The sequence below is a fragment of the Streptomyces boluensis genome (assembly GCF_009908195.1).
GTDB classification, from domain to species: Bacteria; Actinomycetota; Actinomycetes; order Streptomycetales; family Streptomycetaceae; genus Streptomyces; species Streptomyces boluensis.
On the sequence record NZ_JAAAHS010000043.1, the window covers coordinates 18,922 to 29,930 of the forward strand.

The following is an 11,009-nucleotide window of genomic DNA, read 5'->3' on the forward strand; positions in this document are numbered from 1 at the left end:
CTGTCCTGCTGCGGGTCGGTCGTGGGGGTATCGGCCATGGGGACCCTCCTCGAAGGGCTCGAAGGTCGAACGGTGCGAAGGCACGGACGCCCGCGCACCCACCCCTATTGCATGCCCACCCGATCCGGCGCGTCAACGGCGCACGGAGGCTCAACTCCCGTGCCGCGCAGGTTCACGCGCCCTTGCGCGGCCGCGGGCGTACATGGTGGGAGGGCGACTACGCCCCCTCCACCGACTGTCCCGTAGCGCTCTGGATCTCGTCCGCGTGCTCACCCGTCACCAGGTACACGACCCGCTTGGCCACCGACACCGCGTGGTCCGCGAACCGCTCGTAGTAGCGGCCGAGCAGCGTCACGTCGACGGCCGTCTCGATGCCGTGCTTCCAGCGGTCGTCCATCAGGTGCTGGAACAGCGTGCGGTGCAGCTGGTCCATCTCGTCGTCGTCCTGCTCCAGCTGCATCGCCAGGTCGATGTCCTTGGTGATGATGACCTCGGCGGCCTTCGCCATCAGGCGCTGCGCCAGCTGTCCCATCTCCAGGATCGTCGCGTGCAGATCGTGCGGAACGACCAACTCCGGGAAGCGGAGCCGGGCCAGCTTCGCGACGTGCTGGGCCAGGTCGCCGGAGCGCTCCAGGTCCGCGCTCATCCGCAGCGAGGTGACCACGATCCGCAGATCCGTCGCGACCGGCTGCTGCCGGGCGAGCAGGGCTATCGCCCGCGCCTCCAGGTCGTGCTGCAGGTCGTCGACCTTCTGGTCGGCCGCGATGACGCTCTCGGCGAGCTTCAGATCCGCGTCGAGCATGGCCGTGGTGGCGCGCCCGATCGCCGACCCGACAAGGCGGGCCATCTCGACCAGGCCTTCGCCGATCGAGTCAAGTTCCTCGTGGTACGCGTCCCGCATGGAGTTCCCTCTCTGAGTACGTGCCGCCGGGGCCACCCCCGCACACGGTGCCGGGGCCGTGACCCCACGCTCCCACGGTGCGGCCGGAACGCTACGGGGACCGGCACCCCGTATGAATCGCCCCTGTCCCCCAGGTGAACTCTGGGCGACGTGACAATCGCCCCAGATGCCCCGTACGCCCCAGGCCTCCACCTGCGCCGATGCCGCCGGGCCACCCAAATGAACCAACCCCGTACCTCGGGTGAACTCTCGGCGACGAGTGTTCGAGATGACACCTCGACCGCTGTGGCCGGGGCTAATTCCGTGCATAACCTGAAGGCATGGACGTGAACGCGGCAGTCGCCGCAGCGGCAGCGATCGCCGGGGTGTGCACCGGCGTGATCGCCATGCTGGCGTTCCGCTGGAGCGAACGCGACCAGAAGCGCCCAACCCGCACCTCCCTGCACACGGACGCCGTGCTTCCGCCCGGTGTGGACACGGTCCTGTCCGTGCTCCGCTCCTCCGCGGTGGTCCTCGACGAGGCCGACGCCGTCGTCAAGGCAAGCTCGGCGGCGTACGCCCTGGGGCTCGTACGCGGCGGAAAGCTGGCCGTCGAGCCCATGATGCAGATGGCCCGCGACACCCGCCGCGACGGCGAGATACGGCAGGTCGAACTCGACCTGCCACGTCGTGGCACCGGGCGCGGCGACGCTCTCGCGGTCTCCGCGCGCGTGGCGCCGCTCGGCTCCAGGCTCGTGCTGCTCCTCGTGGAGGACCTCACCGAGGCCCGCCGTATCGAGGCGGTACGACGCGACTTCGTCGCGAACGTCAGCCACGAGCTGAAGACCCCCGTAGGTGCGCTCTCCCTGCTCTCCGAGGCGGTCATGGACGCCTCCGACGACCCGGAGGCGGTCGAGCGCTTCGCCGGCCGCATGCAGATCGAGGCCACCCGCCTGACCAGCCTGGTGCAGGAACTCATCGACCTCTCGCGCGTGCAGAACGACGACCCGCTGGAGGACGCCGAGCCGGTGCGCGTCGACGAACTCGTCACCGAGGCGATCGACCGCTGCCGCCACCAGGCCGGCACGAAGCAGATCACCATGGCCGCCGGCGGCACCGCCGACCTGCACATCTGGGGGAACCGCGGCCAGCTCGCCGCGGCACTCGGCAACCTCGTCGAGAACGCCGTGAACTACAGCCCCGCGCGTACGCGCGTGGGGATAGCCGCACGCAGGGTCAGCGCCCCCGGCGGGGACCTCATAGAGATCGCCGTCACCGACCAGGGAATCGGCATCTCCGACAAGGACAAGGAGCGCATCTTCGAGCGCTTCTACCGCGTCGACCCGGCCCGCTCCCGCGCGACCGGCGGCACCGGCCTCGGCCTGGCCATCGTCAAGCACGTGGCGGCCTCGCACGGCGGCGAGGTCACCGTATGGAGCTCCGAGGGCCAGGGCTCGACCTTCACCCTGCGGCTGCCGGAAGCGGGCGCGACCCGCGACCGAGGCCCGCACCCCACCGGGCACCCTGGACTCGACGACGAGTCCGACGAACCTGCTGAACACGCCGCGAGCCCGGACGGCACCGAGAACGACACCCACACCGCTCAGCACCACCGTGAGTCTCGCGAGACCCGCGAGCCGATCCCTGCCCCGGAGGTCCTTCCGTGACCCGAGTGCTCGTCGTCGAGGACGAGGAATCCTTCAGCGACGCCCTGTCATACATGCTCCGCAAGGAGGGCTTCGAAGTCGCCATCGCGGCCACAGGGCCCGACGGGCTCGACGAGTTCGAGCGCAACGGCGCCGACCTCGTCCTGCTCGACCTGATGCTGCCGGGCCTGCCCGGCACGGAGGTCTGCCGCCAGCTGCGCGGCCGCTCCAACGTCCCCGTGATCATGGTGACGGCGAAGGACAGCGAGATCGACAAGGTCGTCGGCCTCGAAATAGGAGCCGACGACTACGTCACCAAGCCCTTCTCGTCCCGCGAGCTGGTCGCCCGTATCCGCGCCGTACTGCGCCGCCGCGGCGAGCCCGAGGAGGTCACGCCGGCCGCCCTGGAGGCGGGCCCGGTCCGCATGGACGTCGACCGGCACGTGGTCACGGTGGGCGGCTCCAAGGTGGACCTCCCGCTGAAGGAGTTCGACCTCCTGGAGATGCTCCTGCGCAACGCGGGCCGCGTCCTGACCCGCATGCAGCTCATCGACCGCGTCTGGGGCGCCGACTACGTGGGCGACACCAAGACCCTCGACGTCCACGTGAAGCGCCTACGGGCCAAGATCGAGCCGGACCCGGGCGCGCCGCGCTACCTGGTCACGGTGCGGGGCCTGGGCTACAAGTTCGAGCCGTAGGCCGAACCGGCGCGCGCGAGGCGTCAGACGTACGCGAAGGGCCCCACCGCCGACCTCGGCGGTGGGGCCCTTCGGGCGTTGCGCGGTGGGACGGTGTCAGTGGCCCGCTGCCGCGCCGTGCTCGGCCGCGTCCGAGGCGCCGCCCTCGGCCGGGGTGCCGGAGGCGTTGCCCTCGGGCTCGCCGGAGGCGCCCTCGGTGGGCTTGCCGGAGGCGGAGCCGGACGGGGTCGCGCCGTCGGTGGGCTTGCCCTCGGGGGCGGCCGGGACCTCGCTCGGGCCCCACTTCTTGAAGTAGCTCGAGGCCGGCACCACGAAGGTCTGCATCTTGATGTCGCCGGTCTCGCTGAACGCGAAGGTGACGTCCTGCGCGTTGCCGTCGAGGACGGCCTCGCGGCTGCTCGGCAGGGAGGCGGAGGCATTGCCCGCGCCGCCGATCACCAGGGAGCCGTCGGCCGGGATGGTCAGCGGGCCGCTGCCCTTGGCGGGCTTGAGCTCGGCCTGCTTGTCGGTGCCCGGGATCTTGATGGACTCGAGCGTCTGGGCCTTGCGGCCCTCGTTGAACACCGTCGCTGCGATCACCGCGGGACCCGTGGACTTCAGGTCGGGCTGGGTGATCACCATCGCGTTCTGGATCTTGATGTCGCCGACCGAGGTCGCGGCGTTGTCCGGCCGCACCCCGAGGGTCTGGGCATTGTTGCCCGCACCGCACGCGGCGAGGGTGGCGACGGAGAACCCGAGGGCGGTGGCGGCGATGGCGCCGCGTCGAAGGCTGCGGCTCACGGCGGCGGCAACTCCTAGAACGTGGGCGGTACGGGCCGCCTTTGAGGCGGTCCCGCATGGTCGGACAGCGCGCTCAGGTTACCGACCCGCGGTCGGACCATCGCACCCGACCCGCCCCTTCTCCGCGCAGCTCTCCGCCCAGCAGTCCGTATCGACCCGTGCGGCGATGTGGCCCATTGGGTGTGGTTCAGGATTCACTTATCCATCGCATCGACCGCGGAGTGGATTTCGGGTAAGGAATGCGGGACGCCGCCGAGAATTGATCTTCACGCTTGTCCTGATCAATTCTGGATTCCCGCCACAACCGTTCACAGGCGTCTCGCACACCTCTCGACTCTCCGAACGGACTAGCGGATCTCGGCCTCTTGGAAGCGCGCAAACCGGGACGTTCGACGTCTTGGACGGCGTCGCGGCGGCCTGTGACGGCCGTGTTTCAGGTTCCCCGGGCAGCCGCTCCCACCTGCGAATACCCCTCCAGGGAAACTCCGCGCAGCACGTTCCTGGCACCGTTGTCAAGCCCCGAGATATGGCCTGACCTGCGAAAACGCCATTCAGAAGACGCCGTTCTCGTGTTACCCTGGATAGCCACGGAAGGGGTACCTGTCACATGACGTTCAAGGTTGGCGACACCGTGGTCTATCCCCATCACGGGGCCGCGCTGATCGAGGCAATCGAAACTCGTCAGATCAAAGGCGTGGACAAGACCTACTTGGTGCTGAAGGTCGCCCAGGGCGACCTGACGGTTCGTGTGCCAGCGGACAATGCGGAGTTCGTCGGCGTACGCGACGTTGTCGGTCAGGACGGGCTCGACCGGGTCTTCGAGGTGCTGCGCGCGCCGTACGCCGAGGAGCCCACGAACTGGTCTAGGCGCTACAAGGCAAATCTCGAGAAGCTCGCCTCCGGCGATGTCATCAAGGTCGCTGAAGTAGTACGTGACCTGTGGCGTCGAGAGCGCGAGCGGGGACTGTCCGCAGGTGAGAAGCGCATGCTCGCCAAGGCGCGTCAGATCCTGGTGAGCGAACTGGCCCTCGCAGAGAACACCAACGAAGACAAGGCCGAGGCACTGCTCGACGAAGTCCTCGCGTCCTGACGCAATACCGGTAACACCATGCCGCGGTGCCCGCTGACCAGCTCTGACCTTTCCGGACCAGACTGTGTTGCCGGGCACTGCGGCATGTTCGGACCCGTCACCGGGCCCGGACAGCCGACGCTCCGTCCCGACCGGTTGTCACGGAAAGGGTCACGGTCAAGAGCAGTGCGCCCAGCCCTCGACCTGTCGGCCGGGGGCGTTCGCTGAGGCCATACCCACCCCGCCCGAGGACACAAACCCTGAACGCGGACCTGATGTCAGACGAAATGAACTCACCCCCGCAGCCCACCCGTACCGCCGCCGTGATCCCCGCGGCCGGCCGGGGTGTGCGGCTCGGACCGGGCGCCCCCAAGGCGCTCCGCGCCCTCAACGGCACCCCCATGCTGATCCACGCCGTCCGTGCGATGGCCGCCTCCCGCGCGGTCTCGCTGGTCGTCGTGGTCGCGCCGCCGGACGGCGCCGCCGAGGTCAAGACGCTGCTCTCCGACCACTCGCTGCCCGACCGCACCGACTTCCTCGTCGTGCCCGGCGGCGACACCCGGCAGGAGTCGGTGCGCGCCGGGGTCGACGCGCTGCCACCCGATGTCGGCACGGTGCTCGTGCACGACGCGGCCCGCCCGCTCGTGCCGGTCGACACGGTCGACACGGTGATCGAGACGGTGCGTGCCGGAGCCCCCGCCGTGGTGCCCGCGCTGCCGCTCGCCGACACCGTCAAGGAGGTCGAACCGGCCACCGAGCGCGGCGCCCCCGAACGCGTCGTCGCGACCCCCGAGCGAGCCCGGCTGCGTGCCGTGCAGACACCGCAGGGCTTCGACCGCGAGGTGCTCGTACGCGCCCACGAGACCGTCGAGGCGAGCGGCGAGGGTGCGACCGACGACGCCGGGATGGTGGAACAGCTCGGCCTGCCCGTGGTGGTCGTCCCCGGCCATGAAGAGGCGTTCAAGGTGACCAGGCCGCTCGACCTGGTCCTGGCCGAGGCGGTACTGGCGCGCAGGAGGGCCAACGATGGCTTCTGAGATTCCCGGGATGCCGCTGGTCGGCGTCGGCACGGACGTGCACGCCTTCGAGCAGGGCCGCGAGCTGTGGTGCGCGGGCCTGCTGTGGGACGAGGACGCGAGCGGCGGGTACGGACTCGCGGGCCACTCCGACGGTGACGTCGCCGCGCACGCCGCCTGCGACGCGCTGTTCTCCGCGGCCGGTGTCGGCGACCTCGGCGCGCACTTCGGCACCTCGCGCCCCGAGTGGGCCGGCGCCTCCGGGGTCACGCTGCTGACCGAGGCCGCGCGCATCGTGCGGGCTGCCGGGTTCGCGATCGGCAATGTGTCCGTGCAGGTCATCGGCGTACGCCCGAAGGTCGGCAAGCGGCGGGACGAAGCCCGCAAGGTGCTGTCCGAGGCGGTCGGGGCACCGGTCTCCGTGTCCGGGACGACCACGGACGGGCTCGGCCTGACCGGGCGCGGTGAGGGGCTCGCGGCCATCGCCACGGCTCTGGTCGTCCGGGTCTGAGCAGGGCACGACGCTCGGTACGGTGACGCGGCGCGGCGGGGCACTCCCCACCGCGCCGTACTCGTACGCGGAAGGCCGTTGGCCGGATCTGAGCGATATCGAGCGCCGAGCGTCACAAAGTCGTCGCGTGGCCCGTGAAGGGTCGCGGGGCACTGCTTCCGGCCCACTACCCTTGATGCGTGACCATTCGCCTGTACGACACCAGCGCCCGGCAGATTCGTGAATTCACCCCGCTCACGCCGGGCTGTGTCTCGATCTACCTGTGTGGCGCCACTGTCCAGGCGGCCCCGCACATCGGGCACATCCGGTCGGGGCTCAATTTCGACATCATGCGCCGCTGGTTCACGTACCGCGGCTATGACGTGACGTTCGTCAGGAACGTCACGGACATCGACGACAAGATCATCAAGAAGGCCGCAGAGCACGGCCGGCCCTGGTGGTCCATCGGGTACGAGAACGAGCGCGCGTTCAACGCCGCCTACGACGGGCTCGGCTGCCTGCCGCCCACGTACGAGCCGCGCGCCACCGGGCACATCACCGAGATGGTCGAGATGATGCGCGGCCTCATCGAGCGCGGGCACGCGTACGAGGCGGACGGCAGCGTCTACTTCGACGTGCGGTCGTACGAGGGGTATCTGGAGCTCTCCAACCAGGACCTCGACGAGATGCGCCAGCCCGCCGAGGACGGCATCACCGGCAAGCGCGACCCGCGTGACTTCGCCATGTGGAAGGCGAGCAAGCCGGGCGAGCCGGACTGGGAGTCGCCCTGGGGCCGTGGCCGTCCGGGCTGGCACCTGGAGTGCTCGGCGATGGCCCACAAGTACCTGGGCACCGCCTTCGACGTCCACGGCGGCGGGCTCGACCTGATCTTCCCGCACCACGAGAACGAGATCGCGCAGGCCAAGGCCTACGGCGACGAGTTCGCCAAGTACTGGGTGCACAACGCCTGGGTGACCATGGCCGGCGACAAAATGTCCAAGTCGCTCGGCAACTCGGTGCTCGTCAGCGAGATGGTCAAGAACTGGCGGCCGATCGTGCTGCGCTACTACCTCGGCACCCCGCACTACCGCTCGATGATCGAGTACAGCGAGGAGGCGCTGCGCGAGGCCGAGTCGGCGTTCGCGCGGATCGAGGGCTTCGTGCAGCGCGTCTGCGAGAAGGCGGGGAAGGCCGTCCCGCCCGCCGCCGAGGTGCCGCTCGCGTTCGCCGAGGCCATGGACGACGACCTCGGGGTGCCGCACGCCCTCGCGATCGTCCACACGGCTGTCCGGCAGGGCAACTCGGCGCTCGCCGCCGACGACAAGGAAGCCGCCGTCGAGCGCCTGGCCGAGGTCCGGGCCATGCTCGGCGTCCTCGGCCTCGACCCGCTCGACCCGCACTGGGCCGGCGAGGGCGACCGCGGTGAGGACCTGCACGGTGCCGTCGACACTCTCGTACGGCTCGTGCTCGAACAGCGCGAGTCGGCCCGCGCCCGCAAGGACTGGGCCACCGCAGATGCCATCCGCGACCAGCTCGGACAGTCCGGGCTCGTCATCGAGGACAGCCCCGACGGACCACGCTGGACGCTCGGCCCGCGCTGAGCCCCACGCGACTAGCCGCCCGGTCCGCCGGGCGGCACACTCACTTATACGTACGTACGCAGAGCTTCAGGAAACAGGTAGGTCATGGCCGGGAACAGCCAGCGCAAGAACCGCCGCACCAGCAACAAGAAGGGTGCGACGGTCGGCAGCGGTGGCCAGCGGCGTCGCGGCCTCGAAGGCAGGGGCCCGACCCCGCCCGCTGAGATGCGCAAGAAGCACAAGAAGAACCGCATCGCCAACGCCAAGGCGAAGCACGAGGCCCGGCGTCCCACCGCCCGCCGCGGCGGCAAGGGCTCGTCCGAGCTGGTCGTCGGCCGTAACTCGGTCGTCGAGGCGCTGCGCGAGGGCGTGCCAGCGTCCACGCTGTACGTCCTGCAGTACATCGACAACGACGAGCGGGTGCGTGAGGCGCTGCAGCTCGTCGCCGAGCGCGGCGGCATCAACCTGATGGAGGCGCCGCGCGCCGAGCTCGACCGGATGACCAACGGGCTCAACCACCAGGGCCTCGTCCTGCAGGTCCCGCCGTACGAGTACGCGCACCCCGAGGACCTCGCGGCCGCCGCGTTCGACGAGGGCGAGGACCCGCTGATCGTCGCCCTCGACGGCGTCACCGACCCGCGCAACCTCGGCGCCGTCGTCCGCTCCGTCTCCGCCTTCGGCGGGCACGGCGTCGTGGTGCCCGAGCGGCGCGCGGCCGGCATGACCGCCGGCGCGTGGAAGACCTCCGCGGGCGCCGCCGCGCGTACGCCGGTGGCGCGCGCGAGCAATCTGACGCGCGCCCTCGAGGCGTACCAGAAGGCGGGTCTCACGGTCGTCGGTCTCGCCGCTGACGGTGAGCACAAGGTCGGTGAACTCGAGGCGCTGCAGGGCCCGGTGGTGATCGTGGTCGGCAGCGAGGGCAAGGGCCTGTCCCGACTCGTCGGTGAGACCTGCGACTTCCGCGTCCGTATCCCGATGCCGGGCGGCACCGAGTCGCTGAACGCCGGTGTGGCCGCCGGTGTGGTGCTCTACGAGGCGTCGCGACGCCGGAGTTGAGCCCTGCCACCGGGTGTGCTGTCCGGGCCTTGACGGGGCCCGGACAGATCGGGGCGGTCAAGGCAGTGTCCTAAGCACACATCACTCGGTTAGATGAGTGTGGATACCAGTACACCCCGCACTCCCGCAGGGGGAGGCCCGTCGGGATTCGACGACGGGCCCGCGCTGAGCATGGTGAAGGTGCCCTGCGACCCCGCGCAGGTCATCGTCAATCACGCGAGCTTCCGCGTGCAGCTCCCCACGGCTCCGCAGACCCACTCCCCGCGTATCGCACGGCAGTTGGCGCTCGCCGGGGCCGCCGCCGGAGGCACGGCAGGCGTCGCCGCTGTCGGCGCCGCGGCCGTGCGCCGCCGCGCCCCCGTCGTATGGAGCGGCAAGTCCGAGCCCGGCGATCCGGGCGCCAGTGGGCTGCTGCAGGCCGTGCGGACCACCGGCGTGCGGCACGGCGAGGGACTCGACGGCTCCGGCGACGGCGCCACGACGCAGGTCATCCCGCGCGTCCCCGGCCTCGCCGAAGGCCCGCCGCCGCAGGTCATCGGCCCGCGCGAACCTGACGACGACGACACCCGGATCCTGCCGCGGGTGCAGTCCTCGGGCAGCGCGTACGACGAAGAGGCCTACGCGTACGAGGAGTTGGGGCCGGACGGCGATGCCGTGGAGGCCGTGGAGCGGCAGCAGCCGCGGCGGCACGGCAACGACTCTGTGCGCCACGCGTACTACCCGGGGCGGCGGTTGAACCTCGGTGTGGTGCTGCTCCCGCTGCGTATCTTCCTCGGCTTCATCTCCATCTACGCGGGCATGGGCAAGCTCTGCGACCCCGTCTACTTCGACGGCGGCGAGCGCGGCTCCATGGTCAAGTGGCTGAATTCGCTGCACCCTTGGGCGCTCGCCGAGCCGCTGCGGGACTGGGCGCTCCAGCATCCCGTCGGCGCGGGCCTGGTCATCGCCTTCCTTCAGGTCATCGTCGGCGTACTGACCGTGCTCGGGCTCTGGCAGCGGGCCGCGGCCGTGGTCGGCGGTCTGCTTTCCGCCGCGCTGCTCGTCACCGTGAGCTGGAAGTCGGTGCCTGTCTACGACGCGCCGGACATCATCTACCTCGCCGCCTGGAGCCCGCTGATCATCGCGGGTGCGCCGGTCTACTCCGTGGACGGCTGGCTCGCCAGCGAGGCCTGGCGGCGGCTCGGCCCGCGCGCCGAGCTGTGGGAGCTGCGCCGCCGGGTGCTGCGCCGCGGGTTCCTGGTCGGCACCGTCGTCGTCGGAATCACCCTGCTCGTCGGCTCGTTGCTGGGTGGCGCCGTGCGCGACGCGGACCGGGTGACCGCGCCCGGACCCGGCGAGTCGCCGCGCAACGAACGGCCGGGGTCGCCGCTGCCGAGCGAGCCCAAGGAGCGGCGTACCGAGCGGCAGACGCCGTCCGCGACGACCGGTGCCCCGACGCAGGGCAACACCTCGACGCCGCCGTCGGCGCCCGCGTCCTCGCCGGGTACGGCGAGTGAGTCCGGGTCGGTCGGCAGTCAGCCGAGTGAGACCGCCGGTACGGGCCAACAGCAGCCTCCGCCGCAGGAGTCGGCGCCGCCGTCCACCAGCAGTGGGCCCACGTCCAGTGGGGGGACGGGGAGCGGTGGTTCGGGGAGTGAGGAGCCTGGGCTTGTCGGAGGGCTGCTCGGGTAAGGGCGGTTGCGGCGCGCCGTCGACTCGGTTGCCGTCGATCGCCCTGCGGGCTCGTCCTCAAGCTCCCCCAGCTACCGCCGGGAGGTGCCCCCAGGACGGGCTGGGTTTGCTTCCCCACCCCAC

General features: G+C 70.7%; 10 protein-coding genes. 8 read left to right on the forward strand and 2 right to left on the reverse strand.

Features of this window, described 5'->3' with window-relative positions; genetic code table 11:
• Nucleotides 1-217: 217 nt before the first annotated feature.
• Nucleotides 218-901, reverse strand: coding sequence for a phosphate signaling complex protein PhoU (gene phoU, locus GUY60_RS08810; RefSeq protein ID WP_161695604.1), 684 nt, complete (start codon nucleotides 899-901; stop codon nucleotides 218-220).
• A 320-nt stretch (nucleotides 902-1,221) separates the two neighbouring features.
• Between phoU and phoR the strand changes: the two genes are divergently transcribed.
• Both phoR and phoP read left to right on the forward strand, forming a co-directional pair.
• On the forward strand, nucleotides 1,222-2,547 hold the full coding sequence (gene phoR, locus GUY60_RS08815) for a two-component system sensor histidine kinase PhoR (RefSeq protein ID WP_246234535.1): 1,326 nt from the start codon (nucleotides 1,222-1,224) through the stop codon (nucleotides 2,545-2,547).
• 5 nt (nucleotides 2,548-2,552) lie between these two features.
• Nucleotides 2,553-3,224, forward strand: coding sequence for a two-component system response regulator PhoP (gene phoP / locus GUY60_RS08820; RefSeq protein ID WP_506005340.1), 672 nt, complete (start codon nucleotides 2,553-2,555; stop codon nucleotides 3,222-3,224).
• 96 nt (nucleotides 3,225-3,320) lie between these two features.
• On the opposite strand, the gene GUY60_RS08825 is transcribed toward phoP, so the two are convergent.
• On the reverse strand, nucleotides 3,321-4,004 hold the full coding sequence (locus tag GUY60_RS08825; RefSeq protein WP_161695608.1) for a DUF461 domain-containing protein: 684 nt from the start codon (nucleotides 4,002-4,004) through the stop codon (nucleotides 3,321-3,323).
• Between the two features lie 607 nt (nucleotides 4,005-4,611).
• Here GUY60_RS08825 and GUY60_RS08835 point away from each other — a divergent pair.
• The 6 genes from GUY60_RS08835 to GUY60_RS08860 all read left to right on the forward strand — a co-directional run bounded on the left by GUY60_RS08835 (nucleotide 4,612) and on the right by GUY60_RS08860 (nucleotide 10,886).
• Nucleotides 4,612-5,094, forward strand: a complete 483-nt coding sequence (locus GUY60_RS08835) for a CarD family transcriptional regulator (RefSeq protein ID WP_003953493.1) — start codon at nucleotides 4,612-4,614, stop codon at nucleotides 5,092-5,094.
• A 254-nt stretch (nucleotides 5,095-5,348) separates the two neighbouring features.
• The gene (gene ispD / locus GUY60_RS08840; RefSeq protein WP_246234538.1) at nucleotides 5,349-6,110 is read left to right on the forward strand and encodes a 2-C-methyl-D-erythritol 4-phosphate cytidylyltransferase; all 762 of its coding nucleotides are present in this window, start codon (nucleotides 5,349-5,351) and stop codon (nucleotides 6,108-6,110) included.
• On the forward strand, nucleotides 6,100-6,600 hold the full coding sequence (ispF, locus tag GUY60_RS08845; RefSeq protein ID WP_161695610.1) for a 2-C-methyl-D-erythritol 2,4-cyclodiphosphate synthase: 501 nt from the start codon (nucleotides 6,100-6,102) through the stop codon (nucleotides 6,598-6,600). Before ispD ends, ispF begins: the two co-directional genes overlap by 11 nt.
• Nucleotides 6,601-6,779: 179 nt before the next feature.
• Entirely contained in the window at nucleotides 6,780-8,180 is a 1,401-nt protein-coding gene (cysS, locus tag GUY60_RS08850) for a cysteine--tRNA ligase (protein ID WP_161695612.1), read from the forward strand.
• Between the two features lie 84 nt (nucleotides 8,181-8,264).
• Nucleotides 8,265-9,215: a 23S rRNA (guanosine(2251)-2'-O)-methyltransferase RlmB gene (gene rlmB / locus GUY60_RS08855; protein WP_161695613.1), complete on the forward strand. Its 951-nt coding sequence runs from the start codon at nucleotides 8,265-8,267 to the stop codon at nucleotides 9,213-9,215.
• 93 nt (nucleotides 9,216-9,308) lie between these two features.
• Nucleotides 9,309-10,886, forward strand: a complete 1,578-nt coding sequence (locus GUY60_RS08860) for a DoxX family protein (RefSeq protein ID WP_161695615.1) — start codon at nucleotides 9,309-9,311, stop codon at nucleotides 10,884-10,886.
• The last annotated feature ends 123 nt before the right edge of the window (nucleotides 10,887-11,009 follow it).

Coding starts and splice junctions, on each gene's coding strand:
- ispD (WP_246234538.1), top strand. CDS start 5,349: ATGTCAGACGAAATGAACTCACCCCCGCAGCCCACCCGTACCGCCGCC.
- phoR (WP_246234535.1), top strand. CDS start 1,222: ATGGACGTGAACGCGGCAGTCGCCGCAGCGGCAGCGATCGCCGGGGTG.
- phoU (WP_161695604.1), bottom strand. CDS start 901: ATGCGGGACGCGTACCACGAGGAACTTGACTCGATCGGCGAAGGCCTG.
- rlmB (WP_161695613.1), top strand. CDS start 8,265: ATGGCCGGGAACAGCCAGCGCAAGAACCGCCGCACCAGCAACAAGAAG.
- GUY60_RS08835 (WP_003953493.1), top strand. CDS start 4,612: ATGACGTTCAAGGTTGGCGACACCGTGGTCTATCCCCATCACGGGGCC.
- GUY60_RS08860 (WP_161695615.1), top strand. CDS start 9,309: ATGAGTGTGGATACCAGTACACCCCGCACTCCCGCAGGGGGAGGCCCG.
- ispF (WP_161695610.1), top strand. CDS start 6,100: ATGGCTTCTGAGATTCCCGGGATGCCGCTGGTCGGCGTCGGCACGGAC.